The 24,138-nt window shown below is 67.3% G+C and carries 21 protein-coding genes; 7 read left to right on the top strand and 14 right to left on the bottom strand.

The genetic code is table 11. The features are described from left to right. Positions 1–13: 13 nt before the first annotated feature. From G6N77_RS15720 to G6N77_RS15710, 3 genes are read left to right on the top strand one after another with little or no spacing between them, the layout of a single operon-like run. Positions 14–1,222: an ABC transporter ATP-binding protein gene (locus tag G6N77_RS15720; protein WP_205678334.1), complete on the top strand. Its 1,209-nt coding sequence runs from the start codon at positions 14–16 to the stop codon at positions 1,220–1,222. Then, positions 1,222–2,184 carry a 2-aminoethylphosphonate ABC transporter permease subunit gene (locus G6N77_RS15715; protein WP_165183115.1) on the top strand — a complete coding sequence of 321 codons (963 nt, stop codon included), beginning with the start codon at positions 1,222–1,224 and terminating at the stop codon, positions 2,182–2,184. The genes G6N77_RS15720 and G6N77_RS15715 overlap by 1 nt, the downstream gene beginning before the upstream one ends. Continuing rightward, on the top strand, positions 2,168–2,971 hold the full coding sequence (locus G6N77_RS15710; protein ID WP_165183114.1) for an ABC transporter permease subunit: 804 nt from the start codon (positions 2,168–2,170) through the stop codon (positions 2,969–2,971). The genes G6N77_RS15715 and G6N77_RS15710 overlap by 17 nt, the downstream gene beginning before the upstream one ends. A 16-nt stretch (positions 2,972–2,987) precedes the next feature. Here the strand turns inward: G6N77_RS15710 and G6N77_RS15705 are convergent, their stop codons facing one another. From G6N77_RS15705 to G6N77_RS15685, 5 genes are all read right to left on the bottom strand, one after another. Beyond that, on the bottom strand, positions 2,988–4,670 hold the full coding sequence (locus G6N77_RS15705; RefSeq protein WP_165183113.1) for an ABC-F family ATP-binding cassette domain-containing protein: 1,683 nt from the start codon (positions 4,668–4,670) through the stop codon (positions 2,988–2,990). A 41-nt stretch (positions 4,671–4,711) separates the two neighbouring features. Then, the gene (locus G6N77_RS15700; RefSeq protein ID WP_165183112.1) at positions 4,712–5,182 is read right to left on the bottom strand and encodes a hypothetical protein; all 471 of its coding nucleotides are present in this window, start codon (positions 5,180–5,182) and stop codon (positions 4,712–4,714) included. Positions 5,183–5,700: 518 nt separating this feature from the next. Then, positions 5,701–6,894, bottom strand: a complete 1,194-nt coding sequence (locus G6N77_RS19670) for a C40 family peptidase (protein WP_306987203.1) — start codon at positions 6,892–6,894, stop codon at positions 5,701–5,703. A gap of 226 nt (positions 6,895–7,120) precedes the next feature. Continuing rightward, a complete protein-coding gene (locus G6N77_RS15690; protein WP_165183111.1) occupies positions 7,121–7,771 on the bottom strand; it encodes a response regulator in 651 nt (216 codons plus the stop codon). After that, positions 7,758–9,050, bottom strand: coding sequence for a sensor histidine kinase (locus G6N77_RS15685; protein ID WP_165183110.1), 1,293 nt, complete (start codon positions 9,048–9,050; stop codon positions 7,758–7,760). Before G6N77_RS15685 ends, G6N77_RS15690 begins: the two co-directional genes overlap by 14 nt. 179 nt (positions 9,051–9,229) lie before the next feature. On the opposite strand from G6N77_RS15685, the gene G6N77_RS15680 reads away from it, so the two are divergent. The 3 genes from G6N77_RS15680 (at position 9,230) to G6N77_RS15670 (ending at position 11,613) form a co-directional block, all read left to right on the top strand. Beyond that, positions 9,230–10,345: an ABC transporter permease gene (locus G6N77_RS15680; protein ID WP_165183139.1), complete on the top strand. Its 1,116-nt coding sequence runs from the start codon at positions 9,230–9,232 to the stop codon at positions 10,343–10,345. A 77-nt stretch (positions 10,346–10,422) separates the two neighbouring features. Continuing rightward, on the top strand, positions 10,423–11,124 hold the full coding sequence (locus G6N77_RS15675; protein ID WP_165183109.1) for an ABC transporter ATP-binding protein: 702 nt from the start codon (positions 10,423–10,425) through the stop codon (positions 11,122–11,124). A 96-nt stretch (positions 11,125–11,220) separates the two neighbouring features. After that, positions 11,221–11,613, top strand: coding sequence for an META domain-containing protein (locus G6N77_RS15670; RefSeq protein ID WP_165183108.1), 393 nt, complete (start codon positions 11,221–11,223; stop codon positions 11,611–11,613). A gap of 24 nt (positions 11,614–11,637) precedes the next feature. Here the strand turns inward: G6N77_RS15670 and arfA are convergent, their stop codons facing one another. The 9 genes from arfA to araB all read right to left on the bottom strand — a co-directional run bounded on the left by arfA (position 11,638) and on the right by araB (position 22,698). Further along, positions 11,638–13,176 (bottom strand): arabinosylfuranosidase ArfA, encoded by a 1,539-nt coding sequence (gene arfA / locus G6N77_RS15665; protein WP_165183107.1) that lies wholly within the window; start codon positions 13,174–13,176, stop codon positions 11,638–11,640. 52 nt (positions 13,177–13,228) lie between these two features. After that, on the bottom strand, positions 13,229–14,128 hold the full coding sequence (locus G6N77_RS15660) for a carbohydrate ABC transporter permease (protein ID WP_165183106.1): 900 nt from the start codon (positions 14,126–14,128) through the stop codon (positions 13,229–13,231). A gap of 2 nt (positions 14,129–14,130) precedes the next feature. Next, positions 14,131–15,063 carry a carbohydrate ABC transporter permease gene (locus G6N77_RS15655; protein ID WP_165183105.1) on the bottom strand — a complete coding sequence of 311 codons (933 nt, stop codon included), beginning with the start codon at positions 15,061–15,063 and terminating at the stop codon, positions 14,131–14,133. Between the two features lie 65 nt (positions 15,064–15,128). After that, the gene (locus tag G6N77_RS15650; protein ID WP_165183104.1) at positions 15,129–16,466 is read right to left on the bottom strand and encodes an extracellular solute-binding protein; all 1,338 of its coding nucleotides are present in this window, start codon (positions 16,464–16,466) and stop codon (positions 15,129–15,131) included. 289 nt (positions 16,467–16,755) lie between these two features. Next, the gene (locus G6N77_RS15645) at positions 16,756–17,775 is read right to left on the bottom strand and encodes a LacI family DNA-binding transcriptional regulator (RefSeq protein ID WP_165183103.1); all 1,020 of its coding nucleotides are present in this window, start codon (positions 17,773–17,775) and stop codon (positions 16,756–16,758) included. A gap of 60 nt (positions 17,776–17,835) precedes the next feature. Then, the gene (locus tag G6N77_RS15640; RefSeq protein ID WP_306987204.1) at positions 17,836–18,738 is read right to left on the bottom strand and encodes an aldose 1-epimerase family protein; all 903 of its coding nucleotides are present in this window, start codon (positions 18,736–18,738) and stop codon (positions 17,836–17,838) included. Next, positions 18,735–20,255, bottom strand: a complete 1,521-nt coding sequence (gene araA / locus G6N77_RS15635) for an L-arabinose isomerase (RefSeq protein ID WP_165183101.1) — start codon at positions 20,253–20,255, stop codon at positions 18,735–18,737. The genes G6N77_RS15640 and araA overlap by 4 nt, the downstream gene beginning before the upstream one ends. A gap of 20 nt (positions 20,256–20,275) precedes the next feature. Continuing rightward, positions 20,276–20,995 (bottom strand): L-ribulose-5-phosphate 4-epimerase, encoded by a 720-nt coding sequence (locus G6N77_RS15630; RefSeq protein ID WP_165183100.1) that lies wholly within the window; start codon positions 20,993–20,995, stop codon positions 20,276–20,278. Next, positions 20,992–22,698 carry a ribulokinase gene (gene araB, locus G6N77_RS15625; protein ID WP_165183099.1) on the bottom strand — a complete coding sequence of 569 codons (1,707 nt, stop codon included), beginning with the start codon at positions 22,696–22,698 and terminating at the stop codon, positions 20,992–20,994. Before araB ends, G6N77_RS15630 begins: the two co-directional genes overlap by 4 nt. 277 nt (positions 22,699–22,975) lie before the next feature. Here araB and chvE point away from each other — a divergent pair, with 277 nt between their 5' ends. Further along, positions 22,976–24,097, top strand: coding sequence for a multiple monosaccharide ABC transporter substrate-binding protein (gene chvE, locus G6N77_RS15620; protein ID WP_205678333.1), 1,122 nt, complete (start codon positions 22,976–22,978; stop codon positions 24,095–24,097). Positions 24,098–24,138 lie beyond the last annotated feature (41 nt).

Raw genomic sequence — 24,138 nt, 5'->3', positions numbered from 1 at the left:
AACCAGGAGCACCATGTTGTCCACCATGAAGAAGTCCCGCCGCGCCGCACCGGCGGCCGGGCACCCAACGCCCGCGGCCGCCGTCGAGCCTGAAAACGCCGTGGAACTGCGCGATGTCAGCGTCAGCTATGGCACCACGGTGGCCCTTTCGGGGCTCAGCCTGGCGGTGGCGCGCGGGGAAACGGTGGCGCTGCTGGGGCCCTCCGGGTCCGGGAAATCGACTGCGCTGAAGGCGATTGCCGGCTTTGAACGGCCGTCCTCGGGGCGGGTGCTGCTGGACGGCGTGGACGTCACGGACGCCTCTCCGGCCCGGCGGGGGATCGGCGTGGTGGTGCAGCAGTACGCGCTGTTTCCGCATATGCGCGTGGACGCCAATGTGGCCTATGGGCTCAAGGCGCGTCGCATGCCCAAGGCGGAAATTGCCGCCCGCGTGAAGGCGATGCTGGAGATGGTGGGCATGGAAGGCCACGCCCACAAGCTCCCCCGCCAGCTTTCCGGCGGGCAGCAGCAGCGCGTGGCGATTGCCCGCGCCCTGGCCATCCGGCCTCAGGTGCTGCTGCTGGACGAGCCGCTGTCCGCCCTGGACGCGTCGCTGCGGGCCGAAATGCTCCTGGAACTGCAGGCCCTGCGCGCCGAGCTGCCGGACATTGCCATGGTCTACGTCACGCACGACCAGTCCGAGGCCCTGACCCTGGCGGACAGGATCGCGGTGATGCGCAACGCCCGCCTCGAGGAAATTGGCACGGCCGAACAGCTGTACAGCCGGCCCGCCGGCGCATTCACGGCCAAGTTCCTGGGCGGCGCCTCACTGTTGCCGGCCATCTCCACCACCGTGGTGCCCGACGGCGGCGCAATGGGTTCGGTGCTGGCCGGGGCCCACCGCATGAAGGCCGTGGCACCCTTTGCCGTGAACCCGGGCGGCCGCGTCCTGGTGGCCGTGCGGCCGCACGCGTGGAAGCTCGCGGCGGGGTCCCCGGCTGCTGCCGCCGGCTGGGCCGGGGACGGGGCCGGGGACGGCTACACCGTCAACAGCCTGCCCGGCCGGGTGGAATCCGTGCAGTGGCGCGGCGCCGGCCACCGGCTGCAGGTGGACCTGATCGGGCTGTCCGAACGCGTCACCGTGGACCTGCCCGCCATGTCTGCCGTTCCCGCCCCCGGGGACCTGGTGGTCCTGACGGTGGAGCCCCAGCACGCCGTGCTGGTCCCGGCCGGGGAGCTGTGATGCGCACCGCGGCCGGCCCCCGGGTGACACCCGCCCTGGTGGGATCCGCCGGGGTGGGATCCGCCCGGGTGACGGGGGCACCCAAGGCGGGTCCGGCGTCGAGCTTTCCACACATCCCTGGCAGCTGGCGCAGCTGGCTGTGGCTGGCGGTACCGCTGCTGTTTGTGGCGGTGTTCTTCGCCTACCCGCTGGCGCAAATTGGCGCGCAGTCGTTCCAGGACAAGTACGGCGCCGGCGTGGGGCTGGCGAACTGGCAGTATGAACTCAGTTCCGCGGCCGTGCAGAAGGCCACCGCCGCCACGCTGAAAATTGCGGCGCTGTCCACACTGGGGGCACTGCTCCTGGGCACGTTCATCGCCCTGGCGCTGTCCTTTGTGCCCTTCCGCGGGGCGGGGCTGGTGACGCGGCTCATTGAGACCGTGGTTTCGTTCCCGTCCTTCCTGATTCCGCTGGCCTTCAGCATCCTGTACGGGCGCACCGGCGTGGTCAACTCCGTGCTGGGCCAGTTGGCGCCCGGGCTGCCGGCCCTGAACTTCGTCAATGACGTGCCCGGTGTGGTGCTGGCGGAGGTGGCTTTTTACACCCCGTTTGTGGTGCGGCCCCTGCTCGCCGTGTTTTCCCAGCTCCCTCGCGAACTGCTGGATGTGGCAGGGAGCCTCGGCAGCGGGCCGCTCGCCATAGTCCGGACCGTGATCCTGCCCGCCGGCCTGCCCGCGCTGGCGGCGTCGGCCGGGCTGACGTTCCTGCTGACGATGAACGAGTTCGGCATCATCTTGTTCACCGGCGCCAAGAATGTCATGACGCTGCCCATGCTCATTTACACGCGCAGCATTGTCACCTTTGACATGCCCTCAGCCGCCGTCATTGCCTGCATCCAGGTGGCGCTCTCACTGGGCGTGTACTGCCTGTACCGCTGGACGTACAAAAAACTTTCGGGAGCGAACCATGCTGCTCCACGCTAAATCCGCCCGCCTTGCCACCTGGACCCTGCTGGCCGCCGCCTTGCTGCTGCTGGTGGCCGCGCCTTTGCTGGTGACGTTCATGGCGGCCTTCGCAGGGAGCTGGAACGGGGTGCTGCCCGCGGCGCCCACGCTGCGCCACGTGGCGGGCGCACTGGCCGCGGACAATTTTTCCTCCCTGGTGGTCAGCCTGCAAACTGCCGTATTCGCGAGCCTGCTGGCCGTTCTCCTGGGCACGTGGGCGGCCGTGTGCTCGGCCTCGGCAGCTGCCTCGCCGGGGCTGGCCAGGCTGGCCGACGCCGTCTTCCACCTGCCCGCGGCCGTGCCGTCCGTCGTCGTCGGCCTGGGACTGCTGACCGCCTTCAGCAAGCCGCCCCTGCTGCTGAACGGGACCGTGGCCATAGTGGTGGTGGCCCAATCCATGCTGGTGCTGGCGTTTGCCTACAGCACGGTGTCTGCGGCCGCCCGGGGCCAGGACCCCATGGTGGCCCTGGCCGCGGCGAGCCTGGGGGCGTCGCAGCTGCGTGTGCTCCTGACCGTCCGGCTGCCGCTGCTGCTGCCGGCCATCGCGGCGGCCGCCGGGCTGGCCGTGGCGCTGTGCATGGGCGAACTGGGCGCCACCGTCATGGTGTACCCGGCCAGTTGGCGCACCCTGCCCGTGACCGTTTTCGCGCTGGTGGACCGCGGGGCGCTGTTCGACGCCGCGGCCAACACCCTGGTGCTGCTTGCCGTGACGGTGGCCGTGCTGGCCGTCATTGCGAAATGCCGGGGGAATTCCGCCGTCCGGTAATGCCAGCCGCCAGGGCCTACCGCGCCCGCTCCACGCGTTTTTCGTCCCAGACAGGCGCTTCGGACTCGTACACCTTGCCGTCGGATCCAAACACCAGGAAGCGGTCAAAGGAGCGGGCGAACCAGCGGTCGTGGGTGACGGCCAGGACTGTCCCCTCGAAGGAGTCGATGGCCTTCTCCAGTGCCTCGGCCGAGTGCAGGTCCAGGTTGTCGGTGGGCTCGTCCAGCAGCAGCAGCGTGGCGCCGGAAAGCTCCAGCAGCAAAATCTGGAAGCGGGCCTGCTGGCCGCCGGAGAGGGAATCGTACTTTTGCTCGGAGCTGGAAGCCAGGCCGTAGCGGTCCAGCGCCCCGGCGGCTGCCTCGCGGCCCAGCCCCGAACGGTGCTCGTCGCCGCGGTGCAGGATGTCCAACAGGGTGCGGGTCAAAAGGTCCGGACGGGCATGCGTTTGGGCAAAGAAGCCGGGCCGGATGCGGGCGCCCAGCTTCACTGACCCTTCGTGCGGCACGGGAGCTATGTCGACGTCGGACACGGGCTCGTGTTCCTTGTCCGGATCCGAACCGCCCGCGGCCAGGAGACGGAGGAAGTGGCTCTTGCCGGATCCGTTGGAGCCCAGCACGCCCACGCGGTCGCCGAACCAGATCTCCGCACTGAACGGCTTCATCAGCCCCGTCAGCTCCAGCTTCGTGGCGACGATGGCGCGCTTGGCGGTCCGCCCGCCCTTGAGCCGCATCTTGACGTTTTGCTCAATGGGCAGCGCCTCCGGCGGACCTTTCTCGAGGAATTGAGCCAGCCGTGATTGTGCGGCCTGGTAGCGGTTCGCCATGTCGGAGCGGAACGCCGCCTTGGTCTTGTACATGGTGACGAGTTCCTTGAGCTTGACGTGCTCCTCGTCCCACCGCTTGCGCAGTTCCTCAAATCGGGCGTTGCGGTCTTCGCGCGCCTTCACGTACGACTCAAATCCGCCGCCGTGCGTCCAGCTGGAGGCGCCGTTGATGCCCGGTTCCAGGGTGACAATCCTGTCCGCCGCGTTCGCCAGCAGTTCGCGGTCGTGGCTGACAAACAGCACCGACTTGTCCGACTCCGCCATCTTTGCCTCAAGCCAGCGCTTGCCGGGCACGTCCAGGTAGTTGTCCGGCTCATCGAGCAGCAGCAACTCGTCCGGGCCGGAAAACAGCGCCTCGAGGACAAGCCGCTTCTGCTCGCCGCCGCTTAGCGACGCCGCCTTGCGGTACTGCGCGGAGTAGAAGTCCATGCCCATGGCCGCCATGGTGACCTCGTCCCAGGTGGTCTCCATTTCGTAGCCGCCCACGTCGCCCCAGTCGGCAATGGCCTGTGCGTAGGCCATTTGGGAGGGTTCGTCGTCGCGCTCCAGCATGGCTTCCTCTGCCGCATCCACAGCCTTGCCCGCGGCGGCAATGTTGGCCGACGCCACGGAGAGCAGCAGGTCCCGCACGGTGCTTTCGTCGCGGACCTGGCCCACGAACTGGCGCATGACTCCCATGCTGCCGGAGCGTGAAACCGCGCCTTCGTCGGCCTTGATGTCCTGGCAGATGATGCGCAGCAGCGTGGTCTTTCCGGTGCCGTTGGGGCCGATCAGGGCCGTCTTGGTGCCGTCGGAGACGCGAAAGTTCACCCCGTTCAGCAGCTGGCGGCCGTCGGAGAGAAAGTAGTCAATGTTTGCAACGTCAATGTGTCCCACTGCTTAATCCTCCCATCCCCGGGGGCCGCCAATTTTTACAACTACGCCGAGACAGCGGGAGCGCGCCGAGATCCGCAGGACATTCCATACGGTCTCGGCGCGGACCCGCTATCTCGGCGGCGGCCGAATGGCGTCCTGCCCATCCACGCTGCCTTGATCTTTTGGACATATCCGGGCCCGTCGGCACCGGGTGCGAGGAACACGTTGATTTGCCCCGTCCACAAGTGTCTGCCGCCGCTGCAGCCAAGCAAATTGGAGACTTGGTTTTGTTTTGTTTCAACAATGTCGCCCGCGGGGATGACGGCAATCATGTCCCGTTCGTTGGCCATCGTGGTGCTCTTGGCGGTGTGCAGGTCCAGGGCAGGGCTTTCGGGCTTTGGGCCCATGGCGCAGCCGGCGGCGAACAGCATCACCAGCAGGGAAAGAAGAAATGTCAAGGCCACGGCGGGATGGCCCGGGAACCGTAAGGCAGGTGCCTGTTCCGGGTCGGCGCCAAGATGCCCATGAGTCATATGTCCCCCTTTGACATCCGCAGCATAACCAGCGCACCCCCCGATGCCGATGGGCAGAACGCCCCATGCGGGAGGGCCCGCCACGTTCACACTCACGCCGAGACAGCGGGAGCGCGCCGAGACCGCATGAGGTTTTCATACGGTCTCGGCACGGACCCGCTATCTCGGCGCAGCAGGCGACGGACACGCCGTCGTTCCCGGCTTTGACGGGTGCCGCATAGGCCTGCCAGGTGTCGCCGCTGTCGGTGGAGTATTCCACCACGGCAATACCGGGGCCGGAGTCCGTGGCCGTGACGGTGACCGCGCGGGCCGTGGTGTCCGCCCAGGCAGTACGTATCGTTTGAGGGGGCATGCACGCCCAGGCCCTCGGCATTCGTGGTGTATTTCCGGGTTGGCGGCGGTGGCGTGGCTGTTGCGCCGCAGCGATGTGGTGGGGGCCTGGTGCCGTCGGCATAGTTACACGGTCAGTTCCGGCGACGCCCCGGCACCGGCCGCGGCCGCGGCCGATCGCAGGCCTGTCAGGGCAGGGCCGTCCCGGTGGCCGTTGGGGATTCGGTTGCGGCTTCCGTCGCCGCGGGCGTTGGCGTGGCTGCAGGGGCTGCCGTCTCTGCAGCGGTTGGCGTTTGCGTGGCCGTTTCAGCCGGAGCTGGCGTTTCGGGCGGCGGCGTGGCCGGAGCAGTCGCCTCAGGCGGAGCGGGTTCAGTGCCGGGTGTCGGTGTCGGCGAGGGCGAGGGCGAGGGCGTTGCCGACTGCGACGGCGGCGGCGGGCGGTTCGGTGAGGGTGTTGGAGTCGGGGACGGCGACGCCGAGGGCGACGGTGAGGGCTGAGGAGTAGGCGAAGGCGAATGGCTGGGTGCGGGCTTCGCCGTCGTGCTTGGCCTGGTGGTGACAGCCGTTGGCGAGCCTGCCCCGGCCGCCTTGAGGGCCTCAGCCTTCGCCGCCGCGGACGCCTTGGCTGCGGCGGCAGCCTGCTGGTCGAGGACGGCAAACCCCGGCATGGTGAAGTACGTCGACGATGAGCTGCTGGACTGCGGCGTGTGCAAGATGGTGCCCACGGACGGGTTCAGCGCGCTGATCATCTCGCCGTGGCCAACGTAAATTCCGATATGCGACCAATGGTTGGGTCCGTCGGGGTTTTGGACCACAATGTCCCCCGGCTGCGGATTGTTGGTTTCCACCATGGGCAGCCATTGTTCTGTGCGCGGCAGTGCGATGCCGGCCTGGGCGTAGGCCCACTGGACGAATCCGGAACAGTCCCAGCCTTGGTCAAAGCTGGTGCCGCCCCACACATAACTGTGGCCCAGCCCCGTGTACGCCGCCTGCAGGATCTCCCGCCGAACCGTGGAAATCATGCCCGGCGAATATTCCGGCATGCCGGCAAGCACGGTGCCGGCCGAGCCTGTCCACCCGTGGTTCGTTTTGGACAGGTCAAGGATCAGCGCCGGCTTCGGCTTTTGTGCCTGGATCAGCGTTCTGGCAAAGGTCAGGCTGATGTGCGGGTCCGGGGAAAGGATGGGTGATCCTGGGGCCGGTCCAGGGTCAGTGAATTCGACGGCGACACCGGCCGGCGCCAGAGCCGACGCGGCGGCCGCTGCATCGGCGACCGAGTTGTCGGCATAGCCCGCGGCCACGAACCCTCCGGCGGCCAGCACAGTGCAGACGGCCGCCATGCCCAGCTGGTAAGTGCGCCGCCCGCCCTGCGAAAATGACACTGAGACTACCCCTGCTTCATTGCATCCGGTATGGCCGAGCATACGCCGATCGTCCGGCCTGCGGCACCGTTTCAGCCGGGCCGATTTTCAACACTGGGTGCCAGCCATGCCGCACCGGGAACCCTGCGTCCCAAAGGTGATGGAGCATCGGGCAAAAACCGGCATAAAGTGATGCCGCGTCGGGGAAAAACCCGCATAAAGTGATGGAGCGTCGGAAGGGGTGGGGCTAGGCTCCTGTGCGGATGATGCGCCGCTGCGACGCCACGGAAATGGCGGCCGTGCGGTTGTCCACGCCGAGCTTGTCGTAAATGTGCACCAGGTGCGTCTTGACCGTGGCCTCGGAAATGAACAGCTGCTTGGACATGGCCTTGTTGCTCATCCCCGTGGCCAGCAGCTCCAGCAATTGCACCTCGCGGGCCGAAAGGACGGGCTCGGGATTGCGGATGCGCCCCAGCAGCCGGGCCGCCACCTCGGGCGCAAGCGCCGTCTGGCCGGCCGCGGCGGACTGCACGGCCGCCCGGATTTGCTCCGGCGGGGCGTCCTTGAGCATGTAGCCGCTGGCCCCCGCCTCCACGGCCGCCAGAATGTCCGCGTCCGTGTCGTAAGTGGTCAGGATCAGCACCGGCGGGGCGGAAGGCAGCGCCTTGATGGCCTTCGTGGCCGTGACCCCGTCCATGCCGGCGCCCATCTGCAGGTCCATGAGCACCACATCCAGCGGCTCGCCCAGGGTCTGCAGTCGCTGCACTTCCCTGACGGCGGCACCGCCCTCGGGCGCCTCCGCCACCACAATGAACCCCTCAAAGTCCGAAAGCATGGCCCGCAGCCCGGCCCGCACCACAGGGTGGTCATCAACCAGCAAAATCCTAATTTCCGTCATGCCCGCCCTCTTCCTGCACTCCCGCGGCCAGCGGCAGCCGGATGGCCACCACGGTTCCCTCACCCGGTGCCGACTCTATCTCCAAGGTCCCGCTTTGCGCCGCCACGCGCTGCCGCAGCGACACCAGCCCAAACCCGCTCCCGTCCGCCCGCCCGGCCGCGGCGGCAGCCAGCGATGACGGCGCAAAGCCGCGGCCGTCGTCGTACACGTCCAGGGTCACCTCCGTGTCCAGGTACGCCAGGCTGACGACGGCGGTGCCTGCGCGCGCGTGCAGCCAGACGTTGGCGAGGCTCGCCTGGGCGGCGCGGAGCAAGGTGACCCGGTAGGGCTGCGGCAGGTCCACAGGGTCCCCGTCCACCCGGAAGGTGCAGTTGAGGTTGACCCCGCGGGCGGCAGCCTCCAGCTGCGTCTTTTCGCAGAGCCGGGCCAGCGACTCCACCAGCGAGGTCCCCTCCAGTGCCGGGGAGGAGAGCCCGCGCACAAAGTTGCGGGCCTCGGACAGGTTTTCCGACGCCGTGGCCGCCACCATCGCGATGCTCTCCCGCGTGGATTCCAGGTCCCCGGACTCCAGCGAGCGGCCCGCTGCACGGGAGACCAGGATGATGGAGGAAAAGCCCTGGGCCAGGGTGTCGTGGATTTCCCGGGCCAGCCGGGCCCGCTCCGCCAGGACTCCGGATTCATGCTGGGTGGCGGCCAGTTCGGCACGGGTGCGGCGAAGCTCGTCCGCAGCCCGGCGCTGGTTTTCGCCCTCCTGGTACAGCAGCCGGTAGGCCTTGGAGGTGACCACGGCAAAGGTGGCGCCAAACACGGGGCCCAGAACGGCGGCAAGCTGCGGTGCCGGGGTGCCGCCGGCCAGCCACTGCGCCGTGACGACACCCGCCGTCATGACCACCACGGCCGCAATCCCGGCCCACCGGGGCAGCAGGTGCAGGTGCAGGAAGAACAGCGGAAAGACAACCCAGGAAAACTCGACGGAGCCGACCAGCAGCACGGCCCACAGGGCCGTGACAATGCCCAGCCACAGGTAGGCCCAGCGGCGCGGGTTGCGGTCCGTGGCACCGGCGGAGAACCGCTTTTCCGCCACGGTCCCCAGCAGGTACACGGCAGCGAGCACCACGGACAGCCCCAGGTATATGTACCGTTCGGGGCGGTCAAAGTGGACTGTCAGCAGGCGCGTGGCGGCCACGGCCAGCAACAGGGCAAACCCCACGTGCAGCGTTACGCGCAGGAATCGCAGGATGGCGTCACTCGTCACAGGCGGGGCATCCACGGCAGACATGCCACCAGCTTAGGCGGTGCCGGCCCGGGGCGTATCAACCATTTGGTTGAGGGCAGGATCAACCGGCGGGCCTTCCGGAACCATCCAAGGCCCCGATGGATCCTGGCCCGGACCGCGGAAGAGTGGATACCAAGGGAAAACCCAACAGTTTCGAACCACAAGAAAGATACGTGAACACCATGTTCCTCGCCATCCGAGACATCCGCTTCGCCAAGGGGCGCTTCGCCCTCATGGGCGGGGTGGTGGCATTGATCAGCCTCCTGCTGGTGCTGCTCTCCGGCCTCACCGCCGGGCTGGGCAACCAGTCCACCTCCGCCATTGCCGAGCTGGGCAAGAGCGCCAACGCCCCGGTCAGCCAGCTGGTGTTTGGGGCCCCCGGGGCAAACGACCCCAAGGTCTCCTTCACCGAAAGCCAGCTCACGCAGGCCCAGGTGTCCGCCTGGGCCGGCCAGCCCGGCGTCGCCTCCGCCGTGCCGCTGGGCATCAGCCAGACCCGCTTCCAGGGTGCCGGCGCCACCAAGGGGACCACCAATGTGGCCGTGTTCGGTGTCGGTGCAGGCGGTGCCGAAGCCGGGATCACGCCGTCGGCCGTCACCGACGGGACAGTGGTGATCGGCTCCGGGGTGGCAAAGGAACTTTCCCTGTCCGTTGGGGAATCCGTCACCCTCGGCGGGACCACGCTGAAGATCTCCGCCGTGGTGGCGGACCAGTGGTACTCGCACACCTCCGTGGTGTGGACCACCCTGCCCACCTGGACCAAGCTGGCCCACCTCAGCGACCCAAAGCAGGTGGCCACCGTGGCGGCCGTGACCTACCGCGACGGCGCCACGGTTGACACTGGCTCCGCCAACACCGCGGCCGGCACGGTCAGCACCACCCGCAGCGGGTCCTACGCGGGCCTGGGCGGGTACAAGAGCGAAAACGGATCGCTGATGATGATGCAGGCGTTCCTGTACGGCATCTCCGCACTGGTGATCGTGGCGTTCCTGACCGTGTGGACCGTCCAGCGCACCCGGGACATTGCCGTGCTCAAGGCCATGGGCGCCTCCGGCAAGTACCTGCTCAAGGATGCGCTGACCCAGGCGGCCATCGTGCTGCTGGCCGGCGCCGCCCTGGGCGGGCTGGTCGGCGTGGCGGGCGGCTTCTTCGCCGCAAAGGCCGCGCCGTTCCTGGTCACCCCGGCCACCACCATCCTGCCCGTGGTCGGCATCGTGGCCCTGGGCCTGGCAGGCGCCGCCCTCGCCGTCCGCAAGGTAACCCGCGTTGACGCGCTCATCGCCCTCGGCGGCAACTGACCAACCCCCCGCACCCCGGCCCGCCCCGGCCCCCGGCCTGCGCCGTCCTCTGCACCTCCCAACACTAAGGAATCCCCATGTCTGCCCTGAACCTTTCCAACGTCACCCTTGACTACCCCGACGGCGACGGCACCGTCACCGCCCTCGACAGCGTCAGCCTGTCCGTGGACGCCGGCGAGTTTGTCTCCCTGGTGGGCCCGTCCGGCTCCGGCAAGTCCAGCCTGCTGGCCGTGGCCGCCACCCTGGTCACGCCGACGTCGGGCCTGGTGGTCATTGACGGCACCGACGCCCACTCCTTGTCCGCCAAGGAACTCACCACGCTGCGCCGGGACAAAGTGGGCATCATCTTCCAGCAGCCCAACCTGCTCGCCTCCCTGACGGCTGCCGAACAGCTCATCATCGGCGACCACCTGCGCGGGAAGTCCCTGCGCGCGGCGGCGGGCCGGGCCGCGGAGCTGCTGGACGTCGTCGGGCTGGCCGATTGCGCCGGCAAGCGCCCGCACCAGCTCTCCGGCGGCCAGCGCCAGCGCGTCAACATTGCCCGGGCCCTGATGGGCTCGCCCAAGGTGCTGCTGGTGGACGAGCCCACGGCGGCGCTGGACCACGAGCGCAGCGAATCGATCGTGCGCCTGCTGCGCCAGGTGACGGACGAATTCCAGGTCGCCACCGTGATGGTCACCCACGACACGGAATTCGTGCCGCTCACCGACGGCGTCGCGACCATGCGCGACGGCGTCCTGACGGCGGCCGTGCCCACCTCCCCACTGGTGCCCGCCTGACCCTGCCCGGCGCAAGGGACGGGGCGGCAACCAAGGTGCATGCAATACCATGGGGGAAACGGAACTGCTGAGCCCCACGAACGGAGCAACCTCTTCATGAAACGCGTCCTCGCCCTTGCCGGCGGCCTTGCCCTCGCCTTCACCATGTCCGCCTGCGGTGCCTCAACCGGCCCGGTCGGCACCTGGGGCAACGGCTACAACACCGACAAGCAGCCGTACCTGCAGCTCGCCGTGGCGCAGCAGACGGGCGGCGTTTCGGCCGGCTACCTCTCCGGCAGCGACGGCTGCAACCGCATCGTGGGCCAGTGGGCCGTGCAGGACGCCAACCCCAACACGGTCCAGCTCCAGCACCAGGCAAACACCAAGACGTCCTGCGACGGCATCGACACCTGGCTCAGCGGCGCGGCCGGCGCCAAGATCGACGGCAACAAGATGACCATCACCGACTCCAAGGGCGCCACGATCGGCGTCCTGGACCGCCGCAGCTAGCACGGCCCAGGACGCCCGCGGGCGCTAGTTTTTCGCCACCTCAAGTTCGACGACGGACCAGGACAGCGCGGGCAGCGCCACCTTCAGCTGGTCCCCGGCGGCCGTGACGCCGTCCAGGGGCACCATCCCCACCTGGTCCTGCGCCGCCAGCGTGTTCTTGGTGAAGCGGTCCCCGCCTTCGGGCACCTTCAGGACTTCGGCGCGCAGCACCCGCTTGGCGTCAAAGCCGCGCAGCGCCACGTCCACCTCGGCGGCCTCGTCCAGGCCCCGGTTGGCGAGGAACAGGGCAAGGCGGCCTGTCTCCTCGTTCCAGGTGGCGCTGACATCCACCAGGTCCGCCCCGCCGAACTGGGTGGTTTCCACCTTGTCCGAAACCACGTTCGTGCGCAGCACCTGCCCCTTGGCCAGTTCCGCCATCCGGGCGAAGGGGTGGAAGATGGTCTGGCGCCAGGCCGGTCCGTTGGGTTCCGCCAGGATCGGGGCAATGACGTTGACCAGCTGGGCCTGGTTGGCGATCTTGACCCGGTCGCCGTGGCGCAGCAGCGAGTTCAGCAGGGTGCCCACCACCACGGCGTCCGTGACGTTGTACTTGTCCTCGATGACGCGGGGGTGCTCGCGCCAGCCGGAGGCGTTGACCTGGTCCGGCTGGTCCTCGGAGTCCAGCCCGCGCTGGTACCAGACGTTCCATTCGTCAAAGGACAGGTTGATGTGCTTTTTGTGCTTGCCCTTGGCACGCACGGAGTCCGCCGTGGCCACCACGGCGTCGATGAAGTAGTCCATGTCCACGGCGCTGGCCAGGAAACTGGCGGCGTCGCCGTCGTGCTCCTGGTAGTAGGCGTGCAGGGAGACGTAGTCCACCTCGCTGTAGGCATGGGTGAGCACTGTCTGCTCCCAGGCGCCGAAGGTGGGCATGCCGGAGCCGGAGCTGCCGCAGGCCACCAGCTCAATGTCCGGGTCCACCAGCCGCATGGCCTTCCCTGCCTCCTGGGCCAGCCGGCCGTATTCCTGCGCCGTCTTGTGGCCAATCTGCCACGGGCCGTCCATCTCATTGCCCAGGCACCACAGCTTGATGTCGAAGGGGTCCCGGTGGCCGTTCTTTGCACGGAGCTCGGACCAATAGGTGCCGCCGGGGTGGTTGGCGTACTCCACAATCTCGCGGGCCGCCTCCACGCCGCGGGTGCCCAAGTTGATGGCCTCCATGATCTCGGTGCCGGCCTTCCTGGACCAGTCAACGAATTCGTGGAGCCCAAACGCGTTGGTCTCCAGGGTGTGCCAGGCGCCGTCCAGTCGGCGGGGGCGCTCCGCCACGGGGCCGATCCCGTCCTCCCAGTTGTAGCCGGAGACAAAGTTGCCGCCCGGGTAGCGGATCACGGTGGCGCCCAGTTCGCGGGTCAGGGCCAGGACGTCCTCGCGGAAGCCCTGCGCATCCGCCCGGGCATGGCCGGGCTCGTAAATGCCGGTATATACGCACCGGCCCATATGTTCCACAAAGGATCCGAAGAGGCGGTGCGGAACCTCGGAAACGGTGAAGTCGCGGTCAATGCTGATCCGTGCGCGTGACATGTGGCTGGTTCTCCTAGTGGGTATGTGCGATTCGAAAAAGGTGGGGTGAAATTCAGGTCCCGGCCAGGCCGGTGGTGGAAATGCCCTTGATGATCTGGCGCTGGAAGAACAGGAACACCAGGATCAGCGGCAGCGCGGCCAGCAGGGCTGAGGCCATGTTTTGCGCGTACTGGATTCCGTAGGCGCTCTTGATGGTCTGCAGGCCCACGGGCAGGGTCAGCATGGCGCTGTCATTGGTGACGATGAACGGCCAGAGGAAGTTGTTCCAGGCGCCAATGAACACGAAGATGGCCACGGCTGCCAGGATGGGCCGGGACAGCGGCAGCACCACCTGCAGGAAGATGCGGATCCGCCCGGCGCCGTCCACCAGGGCGGCGTCCTCAAGCTCGCGGGGGATCTGGTCAAAGAACTTCTTGAGCACAAACACCATGGCCGGCGCAATGACCTGCGGCAGGATGATCCCCCAGTACGTGTCAATCATGTGGAAGGAAACCATCTGGTAGAACAGCGGGATGATCAGCACGGGCGGCGGCACAATCAGCGATGCCACGATGACAGTCATGAGCACCTTGCGGCCCTTAAAGTCGATCCGGGACAGCGCGTAGGCGGCCAGCGCGGAAATCACCAGCGTGACGGCCGTGACAGCCGCGGAGGTGAACAGGGAGTTCCATGTCCACTGCGGAATGTTTCCCTGCTGGAGCACCTTGGCGAAGGCATCGAAGGTGAACCCTGACTTTGGCACCAGCGTGATGGGCGCCGCCGCGGCCTCCGTCTCGCTCTTGAAGGCGGTGACGGTGGCCCAGGCGAAGGGCACCAGCCAGGTCACCGCCAGGACGGCGACAATCACGGTGGCAATGATGCGTGCCGGGGAAAGCGGCTTGCGCCGTTTCCTGGAAGGCTCGACGGCGGTCCGGCGGCTGGTGCGGGCGGGTGCGGTGAGGGTGGTGGCCATGGCTATGCGCTCCTCTTGCGGGTGACGGCGAATTGGGCGATCGAGACAACCACGATCAGGCCAAAGAAGATGTAGGAGATGGCTGCCGAATAGCCCAGCCGGTAGCCGGTGAAGCCGGCCTCGAAGATGTACTGCACAATGGTCCGGGTTGCCCCGCCGGGGCCTCCCCCGGTCATTTGGTACACCTGGTCGAAGATTTTCAGCGAGGCCAGGACCTGCAGGATCACGATCATGATGGTGGTCTGGTTCAGCTGCGGCAGCGTGATGGAGAAGAACTGTCGCCACCCTCCGGCGCCGTCCAGCTGCGCCGCCTCATAGTGCGCCGTCGGGATGTTTTGCATCGCCGCCAGGTACAGCAGGAAGTTGAAGCCCACAGTCCACCACAGGGTGGCGATGACGATCGACCACATGGCCACGTCGGGGTTGTTGAGCCAGTCAACCGGGGCCAGGCCCACCTTCCCGAGGACGTCGTTGATGAGGCCCAGCTGCGGGTTGAACATCCAGACAAAGAACAGGGACACCACGGTCGAGGCGAGCAGGAACGGGGCGAAGAAGGACAGCCGCCACAACCATTGGGCGGGCAGGCCCATGTTGACCAGTGCGGCCATCAGCAGGGCCACCAGCACCAGCGGCACGGTGCTGATGACGGTGAAGTACAGCGTGTTGCCGAGGGAATGCCACATGTCGGCGTCCCCGAGGGCTTCGGCATAGTTGGCCAGGCCCAGGAAGGAACTGTTGGCCCCTGTCAGGGACTTGCCCGTGAAGCTCATGACGACCCCGTAAATCAGGGGCCAGATGAGGAACAGGCCAAAGAACGCCAGGAAGGGCGCCATGAAGGACCAGCCGTGGATCCTGTCGCGCCGCTTCCGTGCCTCGTGCCGGTTTTCAGCGGGCGCCGCGGGGGCCGCCTGCCGCTTGTCGATGGTAGTGCTCATTGCCGTGGCTCCCTTGCCGCAAGAATTTCTCTCCCAAACATGAATTGTGATTCCATCCCCGCCGCCTACACCGGGTTCGGCTTGGACAGCAGGGTGTCCAGGCGGCGGACAAACGCGTCCCAGCCGTCCTTGGCCTGGGTGCGCCCGAGGAACACGTTTTGGATGTTCTCGGCAAAGTAGGACTGGAAGTCGGAGCCGGAGCCGGTGAACCAGGCCCGCGGATCGTAGTTGATGATGTCCGCGGCACCGGCGTAATGGGCCTGGGGCAGCAGGTTTTTGTAGGCCTCCGAGCGCACCACGGGCTGGAAGGCGGGGATGTGTCCGGCCTTGGCCCAGTTCAGCGAGCCCTTGAGTATTTGGGCCACGAAGGCGTAAACATCGGACCGCTTCTGCTCATCCAGGTTCTGCTGGTGCGGGAGGACGAAGGCGTGCGAGTCCGCGTAGGCTGCGGGGGTGCCGAAGAGGGTGGGGATGGGCATGGCGTCAAAGGGGACCTTGGCGGTTTGCATGGTGGGCAGTTCCCACACGCCGCTGGCCAGCATGCCCGAGCCCTGGCCGGCAAATTCTGCGATGGCCGTGCCGCCGTCGCCGCTGGCCGTGGCAATCTTGCCGTCCAGCAGGGAGTGGATGTATTCGAGCACGTCCACGGCCACGTCCCTGTCCACCTTGGCCTTTTGCCCCTGCGGCAGTTCCATGGTGGCGCCGTGCTGGCGGTAAAAGGTGTAAAACATGCGCCACATCTGGGCCCCGTCGCTGAGGTAGCCGTAGGACAGGCCGTGCTTGCCGGTGACCTTGGCCATCTCAAGGGCGGCTTCCTTGAAGCGGTCCCCGCTGGTGATGGTCTCCAGCTGGCCGTTGGCGCCCAGCACGCCGGCCTTGCCGGCCACCTCGGTGTTGTACATCAGGATGAAGGGGTGGGAGTCCAGGGCGATGGAGAAGACCTTGCCGTCCAGCTGGCTGTTTTCCCAGATGCGCGGTGCGAAATCGTCCTTCGTGACCCCGTGCGTGGCCAGCAGGTCCAGGTCCCAGGGGTCCAGGAGCCCGCCGGGGGCATAGCCGGGAACGCGGGCCGCGTGCATGATGGCAACTTCCGGCGGCCTGCCGCCGGCGGAGGCCATCGCGAGCTTGGTGTAGTACGGGGCGCCCCAGGCCAGTACGGTGGGCAGCACCTTGTAGGCCTGCTGCGAGGCGTTGGCGGAGTCGATCATGGCCTGCATCTTGATTCCGTCACCGCCTGAAAGCAGGTGCCAGAACCGCAGCTGCTCCGCCCCGGCTGCCTGGGCCGTGCCGCCGCAGCCGGACAGCATGCCGGCCGCCGCCAGCCCGGACAGTGCCAGTCCGCCGCTGCGCAGCAGCGTCCTCCTGGACAGCCCGGTTGCGGATGCTTCACGCGCTCCGTGCATCGCTCACTCCTTTGTTTGCGCCGAATCAGTTCATTCGATGTCTGAGGTAAATCCCTGGCCTGTGTGCCATCCGGCAACCGTGCCGTCCATCAACCTCGGCCTGCGGCGAAATGCCGCCGCCCCGGTGGACGTTTGGTGACCTGCAACACAGATTACATCGTTGTAATAGGCGGCGCAAGAGTTTTTTTGTTAGCGCGCACAATGTTTCTTTCGCACGGCCCCCGGCCCGGTGTCAGGCCCCCGGCCCGGTGTCAGGCCCCCGGCCCGGTGTCAGGCCCCCGGCCCGGTGTCAGGCCCCCGGCCCGGAAATGGCCCCTGTGCTGGCACGGACCACCAGCTTGTAGGGCAGCGCCAGCTGGACCGGTTCCCTCCGCCGGTCGGCCATGCGTTCGGTGAGCAACCGCAGCGCGTTTTCAGCCATGGCGCGCTTGTCCACGGAGATGGTGGTCAGCGCAGGGACGGCATACTGGCCGTCCGCCACGTCGTCAAAGCCGGCCACCAGGATCTCTTCGGGCACGCGGTGCCCGGAAGCGGCCAGCACGCTCAGGGCGCCAATGGCCAGCGAGTCCGTGAAGCAAAAGAGCGCGTCCGGCAATTCATGCCGCGCCAGGAAGTCCGCCAGTGCGGCGGCACTGCCTGCCGGCGTCCACTCGTCGCAGGCAATTTCCAGCGCGGGGTCGTGGGGAATTCCGGCATCCTGGAGGGCCAGCCGGTAGCCCTCGGTGCGCACCAGTGCCGTTGCGGAACTGCGCCGGTCAACGCAGCCCAGCACGGCGATCCGGCGCCTCCCCGTGCCGGCCAGTGCCAGTGTCATCTCCCGCGCGGCACCAACATTGTCCACGCCCACCTGGTCCACGCGCCGCTGCGACACCTCTCCCAGCAGCACCATCGGGGGCAGGTTTCCGCCCACCCTGATGGCGCTCTCATCCAGGTCCACGGGATTCAGGATCAACCCGTCGATCAGGTTGGACCGGGCCTTGGTCACCAGCTCAAACTCCCGGCCCGGATCCCGGCCCGTCTCCTCAATCTGGACGCCGAACCCCTGCTCGTGGGCCACCTCGACAACGTGGTGGGCCAACTCGGCTGAATACGGCGTGGCCAGGTCGGGCAGTGCCAGCGCAATGACGCCCGTGCGGCCGTTGCGCAGGCCCCTGGCGGAAAGATTGGGCACGTAGTCCAGCTCCGCCAGGGCGGCCTCCACCTTGGCGCGCGTGCGTTCACTGACGGGGACCAGCCCGTTCACCACATTGGAGACGGTTTTGGGCGAGACCCCCGCGCGGGCTGCAACGTCCTTCACCGTAGCCCGCATGCGTTCCTCGTTTCATCGTTGCGGCGGGACAATCGCCCGCCGCTTTGATGCTACAAGACCCTAGCCGCCAAAAATGCTCCAGCCGGCCGTGTGGCTGTCCCCGGGTTCCAGCCGGATGAGGTCGGTGCCGGAATTGAACGCATCCGGCGGGCAGGTCATGGGTTCCACGGCCAGGCCCAGGCGGCCCGGCACACCTTCCGGCTTGTCCGCCGTGTGGAGCTGGAGCCAGGGGCATGAGGCGTCCCATTGCATTCCCACGAACGTCCCGGAGGGGTCGGAGAGGAGCAGCCGGTGCACGCCGTCCACGTCCAGGCCAAGGCCGGTGAAGGCATGGTCAATTTGCGTGGTTCCGATGGCACGGGGCGTGCGGAAGTCAAAGGCGTGCCCCTCCACCGCCTCCAGGCCCAGCGGCAGCAGGCGGTCCGGCGTTACGGCCAGGAAGTGCGACGCCGGCACTGACAGTGTCCATTCGTCCAGCGGCGCCTCTCCCGCCACCAGGTAGGGGTGGGGGCACACGCCGTAGGGGGCTGCGGCCGTGCCAACGTTGCTGGCGGTCACGGTGCAGTGCAGCCCATTTTCGTCCAGCCGGTAGTCCGCGCGGACCTCCAGGGCGGACGGATACCCCTTCGACGGTTCCAGGGCACAGCGCAAGGTGAGCCGGTCGTCGTCGTGCGCTTCCAGCTCCCACTCCAGGCCCAGCACCAGCCCGTGGAGGGCCGTCCCGCGGTCGCGCTCGTTGAGGGGGAGGTGGTAGACGTCCCCGTCCCAGCGGTAGGCGCCGTCCGCCACCCGGTTTGGCCAGGGCGCGGCGATGATGCCGCGGTAGTCGGGGATGGGCTCATCGGCGGAAAACGGCACCACCAAGTCGCGGCCCAGGTGCTGGAGTTCGCACAGGGCGGCACCCCGGGCCACGATGCGGGCCGTGTAGTCCCCGGCCTTGATGAGGTAGTCGGGTCCGTTCACAGTCCGCCGGCCAGCTTGTAGTACGCCTGGTTCCATCGGATCTCCTTCTTGAAGTCGCGCAGGGTGGTGCCCTGGTCAATGGTCAGAAGTTCAGTTTGCGCCATTTCGGCGAAGTCCTCAAACGCCTCCACACCCACCTGGGTGGACAGCACCGTGTGGTGGGCGGCGCCGGCCGTCAGCCAGGCGGCGGCGGACGTGGCAAAGTCCGGCTTGGGGGACCAGAGGGCCCGGGCCACGGGCAGCTTGGGCAGCGGCTGCTCCAGCGGGACCACCTCCACGGCGTTGGCCACCAGGCGGAAGCGGTCCCGCATGTCGGACAGGGCCACCACCACGCCCGCGCCCGGGTCCGTGTCAAAGACCAGCCGGACGGGGTCTTCACGGCCGCCAATGCCCAGCGGGTGGATCTCCAGGCGGGGCCGGGACGTGGTCAGCGACGGGCAGACTTCAAGCATGTGCGCGCCGAGGATGGTCTCCTGCCCCGGCACCAGGTTGTAGGTGTAGTCCTCCATGAGCGAGGCCCCGCCGGGCAGCCCGGCACCCATGACCTTGGCGGCCCGGACCAGGATGGCCGTCTTCCAGTCGCCCTCGGCGCCAAAGCCGTAGCCGTCCGCCATGAGGCGCTGCACGGCGAGTCCCGGTAGCTGGCGCAGGGCACCCAGGTCCTCGAACGACGTCGTAAAGGCAGCCGAGCCGTTCGCCTCCAGGAAGGAGCGCAGGCCCAGTTCGATCTTCGCCCCGTAGCGCAGGGACTCGTGCCGCTCCCCTCCGCGGCGCAGCTCCGGGGCCACGTCGTAGAGTTCAGCGTATTCGGCCACCAGCGCGTCAACGTCCGCCTCGGCGGAGGCGTGGACGGCGTCTGCAAGTTCGTTGACGCTCCAGGTGTTGACGGACACGCCCAGGCGCAGCTCCGCCTCGGTCTTGTCCCCTTCCGTGACTGCCACGTTGCGCATGTTGTCGCCGAAGCGGGTCAGCTTCAGCCCGCGGACGGCCGCCCAGCCGGCTGCCGCACGCTGCCACACGCCCACCTGGCGCTGCACCTCCGGGTTGGACACGTGCCCCACCACGGTTTTCCGGGGGACGCCCAGGCGGGCCTGGATGTAGCCAAATTCGCGGTCGCCGTGGGCGGCCTGGTTGAGGTTCATGAAGTCAAAGTCAATGTCTTCCCACGGCAGTTCCACGTTGGCCTGGGTGTGCAGGTGCAGCAGGGGCTTGCGCAGCGCATCCAGCCCCTGGATCCACATCTTGGCCGGGGAGAAGGTGTGCATCCACGCTGTCACGCCAATCACGTGGTCCGAGGCGTTCGCCTCAAGGGCGGTGCGGCGGATGGCGTCGGAGTCCGTCAGGACCGGCTTCCAAACCAGCTTCACGGGGGCGCCGGAGGCATTGAGCGCATTGGAAATTTCGCGGGACTGCGCGGCCACCTGGGCCAGCACCTCCTCCCCGTACAGGTGCTGGCTGCCGGTCAAAAACCATACTTCGTACTGCTGAAGGGACACTGCGGCGGGATTGATCGTCATGATTTCCTCAAAATTAGGGGTTATTGGCCGTAAACGTTCTGGTAGCGGTGGTGCAGGGAGGCAATCAGCGCCGGGTCAAGGGGCAGCGGCTGGCCCAGCTGGCGCGAAACATGGACGGTCTTGGCCACCTCCTCGCACATGACGGCGGCCTTGACCGCCGCGCGCGCATCCCGCCCGATGGTGAACGGCCCGTGGCTCTTCATGAGCACGGCCGGCGACTTCGAGGACTGCAGGGTTTCCACAATGCCGCGCCCAATGGAGTCGTCCCCGATCAGCGCGAAGGGCCCCACGGGAATGTCGCCGCCAAATTCGTCGCCCATCATGGTCAGCACGCACGGGATCGCCTCCCCGCGCGCCGCCCACGCCGTGGCGTAGGTGGAGTGCGTGTGCACCACCCCGCCGACCTCCGGCATGTGGCGGTAGACGTAGGCGTGCGCTGCCGTGTCCGACGACGGTGCAAGGGCTGGGTTGTCCCAGTCGCCTGCCGCCGGGGTGCCGTCAAGGTCGGTGACCACCATGGATTCCGGCGTCAGCTCCGCGTAGGCCAGGCCTGACGGCTTGATGACCATCAGCTCCTCCCCCGGGACTCGGGCCGAAACGTTGCCGGCCGTCCACACCACCAGGGCGTACCTGGTCAGCTCGGCATGCAGGGCGCACACCTCTGCGCGGACGGCGGCCACCTTCTCCGCCACGGTCGGGGTGGGGGCCGGGGATGTTTGACCCGTCACTGCGGCACTCATGCCGGCACCTCCCCGGCAGCCCTACGCGCAATGGCCTTGAGCCGGTGCATGACCCCATTGGCTCCCCGGCCAAAGTAGTCGTGGAGCGCGGTGTACTCGGCAAAGAGCTCGTTGTAGGCAGCCACGTTCCCCGCGATGGGCAGGTAGATGTCCGCCGGAGCGGCACCCATGGCACCGGAGGCCGCCCGGACGTCGGGATAGGCGCCGGCCGCAACGGCGGCGTGAATGGCCGATCCCAGCGCCGGGGCCTGCGTGGAGCCGATGGTGCGCACGGGCAGGCCAGTCACGTCCGCGTAAATCTGCATCAGGAGCCGGTTGCGGGGCAGCCCACCGGCGGCCGTGAATTCATTCACTGGCACACCCGAGGCCTTGAAGGCCTCGATGATGGTGCGGGTGCCAAAGGCCGTGGCTTCCAGCAGGGCGCGGTAGCTGTCTTCAGGCTTGGTGGCCAGGGTCTGCCCCACCACCACCCCGGACAGTTCGTGGTCCACCAGCACGGAGCGGTTTCCGCTGTGCCAGTCCAGGGCGATAAGCCCGTGCTGGCCTATTTTTTGTGCGGCAGCCAGCTCCGTCAGGTGTTCGTGCACGCTGAGGCCGCGCGCCGCGGCGTCGTGGTGGTACTGCGGGGGAACACCGTTCTTCACGAACCAGCCGAAGATGTCGCCCACGCCGGACTGGCCGGCTTCGTAGCCCCACAGCCCGTCGATGATGCCGCCGTCCACCGCGCCGCACATACCGGGGACCTCACGAAGTTCGGTGCCGTTCATGACGTGGCAGGTGGAGGTGCCCATGATGGCCGTCATCGCGCCGGGGGCCACGGCGCGGGCGGCGGGGGCGGTGACATGCGCGTCCACGTTGCCCACTGCCACGGCGATGCCTTCCGGGAGCCCCGTCCAGGCCGCAGCCTCGGCGGTCAGTGTGCCGGCGGAGTCCCCCAGCCGGCCGATCGTGTGCTCCACCTTGTCTGCGACGAAGCTGGAGAAGGCGGGATTGAGCGCGGCAAGGAAGTCCTCGGAGGGATAGGCGCCGTCCTGGTAAATGCCCTTGTAGCCGGCGGTGCACGCGTTACGGACATAGGAACCGGTCAGCTGCCACACAATCCAGTCCGCAGCCTCAACCCAGCGGTCCATGGCCGCGTAGACTTCGGGGTCCTCCTCCAGCAGCTGCAGGCCCTTGGCGAACTCCCATTCTGAGGAGATCAGCCCGCCATAGCGCGGCAGCCAGGACTCGCCGCGCTGGGCAGCCAGCGTGTTGATCCGTTCCGCCTGGGGCTGCGCGGCGTGGTGGCGCCACAGTTTCACATAGGCGTGCGGACGCTCTGCGAAGCCCGGCACCTCGTTCAGGGGGGTTCCGTCCGCCAGGGTGGGGACCATGGTGCAGGCCGTGAAGTCGGTGCCAAGCCCGACGACGGTTGCCGGGTCGATGCCCGCGTCGCGGATGGCGGCTGGGACTGCATGTTGGAGCACCAGGCGGTAGTCGTTGGGCACCTGCAACGCCCAGTCCAGGCCCAGCGGAACGCCGCATGGGAGAGCCTCCGCCAGGACGGCATGAGGGTAGTCAAACGTCCCACTGCCCAGTTCCGCGCCGTCCCTCACCCGGACCACCACGGCCCGTCCGGACAGGGTGCCATAGTCAACGCCAACCACGTAGCTGTCTGCGCCCTCCGGTTGGGGCAGCACCGGCGGCGGTGGGATTTCAGTCATGGAGGCCTCTCGGAAACAGGATGGTGTGGTTTCAGTCTCAATTGTGAACGCTAACAATTAACAATGTCAACAACCCCCAAAACCCTGCGGATCCCAGCGAGCCGCCGCATCCCGGGCTTGACACGACCCGTGTGAGGCGGCTTACACTTTACCCCACGTGTTAGCGCTAACAATCTATTGGCGCTGCTGGCACGACAATTACTTGGAATCCATGCCAGGGGCCGCCACCTTCGCCGGCCCCTGGTGTTGACGCCCTCGGGACACAAAGGAACAAACCATGAGATTCAAAAGTTTGATCGTTGGGGCCGTAGCCCTGGGCCTTGCTTTGGGGACGGCAGGTTGCGGCACCCGGGGCGGGGAAGCCGCCGCCGGCTCCGGCGCCGCCAATTCCAGCGGGGCCCTGATCGGCATCGCCATGCCCACCAAGACCTCGGAACGGTGGATCAAGGACGGCGACGCCATCAAGGCGTCGCTGGAAAATCTGGGCTACAAAACAGACCTCGAGTATGCCGACGACAAGATCCCCCAGCAGGTCCAGCAGGTCAGCAACATGATCACCAAGGGTGCGAAAGTGTTGATCATTGCCTCGATTGACGGTACGGCACTGAGCGACCAGCTGGACAACGCAGCCAAGGCCGGCATCAAGGTCATTGCCTACGACCGCCTCATCAACGGCAACAAGAACGTTGACTACTACACCACCTTTGACAATGAAAAGGTGGGCGTGGAGCAGGCCACGTCGCTGCTGACCGGGCTGGGCATCCTCGACGATGCAGGCAAGGAAACCGGGAAGAAGGGCCCGTTCAACATTGAGCTCTTTGCCGGCAGCCCCGACGACAACAACGCCACCTTCTTCTACAACGGCGCCATGAAGACCCTGAAGAAGTACCTCGACAACGGCACCCTGGTGGTCAAGAGCGGCCAGACCGGATTCACCCAGATCGCCACGCTCCGCTGGGACCCGGCCACGGCCCAGAAGCGCATGCAAAACCTCATTGCCAGCACCTACTCTTCCGGCACGAAGGTGGACGGCATCCTGTCCCCGTATGACGGCCTGTCCATCGGCATCATCTCCGCCTTGCAGGCCTCCGGCTACGCCTCCAACGCACTGCCCATCATCACCGGACAGGACGCCGAGGCCGCTTCGGTGAAGTCCATCATCGCCGGCCAGCAGTACTCGACGATTTACAAGGACACCCGCAAGCTCGGCGACCAGGCCGTAACCATGGCCGATGACCTGCTCAAGGGCAAGACCCCCGAGGTCAACGACACCACCAGCTACAACAACAAGGTCAAGGTGGTCCCGACCTTCCTGCTCCAGCCGGTGGTGGTCACCAAGGCGAACTACACAAAGGAACTGGTTGACAGCGGCTACTACACGGCCGACCAGCTGAAGTAGCCCGGCGAAGCGCCACCATGCGCCGTGGCGCGGCCCCCCCC

The sequence above is a fragment of the Arthrobacter silviterrae genome (genome assembly GCF_011045165.1).
In the GTDB taxonomy this organism is placed as follows: domain Bacteria; phylum Actinomycetota; class Actinomycetes; order Actinomycetales; family Micrococcaceae; genus Specibacter; species Specibacter silviterrae.
The sequence above is the reverse complement of the archived record's forward strand: the minus strand, read 5'-3'. Positions and strand labels throughout refer to the sequence as shown.

Bases quoted from the DNA above. Each gene is read 5' to 3' on its own strand.
- G6N77_RS15690 (WP_165183111.1), bottom strand. From the start codon at position 7,771: ATGACGGAAATTAGGATTTTGCTGGTTGATGACCACCCTGTGGTGCGG.
- G6N77_RS15675 (WP_165183109.1), top strand. From the start codon at position 10,423: ATGTCTGCCCTGAACCTTTCCAACGTCACCCTTGACTACCCCGACGGC.
- G6N77_RS15660 (WP_165183106.1), bottom strand. From the start codon at position 14,128: ATGGCCACCACCCTCACCGCACCCGCCCGCACCAGCCGCCGGACCGCC.
- G6N77_RS15700 (WP_165183112.1), bottom strand. From the start codon at position 5,182: ATGACTCATGGGCATCTTGGCGCCGACCCGGAACAGGCACCTGCCTTA.
- araB (WP_165183099.1), bottom strand. From the start codon at position 22,698: ATGACTGAAATCCCACCGCCGCCGGTGCTGCCCCAACCGGAGGGCGCA.
- G6N77_RS15680 (WP_165183139.1), top strand. From the start codon at position 9,230: ATGTTCCTCGCCATCCGAGACATCCGCTTCGCCAAGGGGCGCTTCGCC.
- G6N77_RS15710 (WP_165183114.1), top strand. From the start codon at position 2,168: ATGCTGCTCCACGCTAAATCCGCCCGCCTTGCCACCTGGACCCTGCTG.
- G6N77_RS15720 (WP_205678334.1), top strand. From the start codon at position 14: ATGTTGTCCACCATGAAGAAGTCCCGCCGCGCCGCACCGGCGGCCGGG.
- G6N77_RS15650 (WP_165183104.1), bottom strand. From the start codon at position 16,466: ATGCACGGAGCGCGTGAAGCATCCGCAACCGGGCTGTCCAGGAGGACG.
- G6N77_RS15655 (WP_165183105.1), bottom strand. From the start codon at position 15,063: ATGAGCACTACCATCGACAAGCGGCAGGCGGCCCCCGCGGCGCCCGCT.
- chvE (WP_205678333.1), top strand. From the start codon at position 22,976: ATGAGATTCAAAAGTTTGATCGTTGGGGCCGTAGCCCTGGGCCTTGCT.
- G6N77_RS15670 (WP_165183108.1), top strand. From the start codon at position 11,221: ATGAAACGCGTCCTCGCCCTTGCCGGCGGCCTTGCCCTCGCCTTCACC.
- arfA (WP_165183107.1), bottom strand. From the start codon at position 13,176: ATGTCACGCGCACGGATCAGCATTGACCGCGACTTCACCGTTTCCGAG.
- G6N77_RS15630 (WP_165183100.1), bottom strand. From the start codon at position 20,995: ATGAGTGCCGCAGTGACGGGTCAAACATCCCCGGCCCCCACCCCGACC.
- G6N77_RS15645 (WP_165183103.1), bottom strand. From the start codon at position 17,775: ATGCGGGCTACGGTGAAGGACGTTGCAGCCCGCGCGGGGGTCTCGCCC.
- G6N77_RS15685 (WP_165183110.1), bottom strand. From the start codon at position 9,050: ATGTCTGCCGTGGATGCCCCGCCTGTGACGAGTGACGCCATCCTGCGA.
- araA (WP_165183101.1), bottom strand. From the start codon at position 20,255: ATGACGATCAATCCCGCCGCAGTGTCCCTTCAGCAGTACGAAGTATGG.
- G6N77_RS15715 (WP_165183115.1), top strand. From the start codon at position 1,222: ATGCGCACCGCGGCCGGCCCCCGGGTGACACCCGCCCTGGTGGGATCC.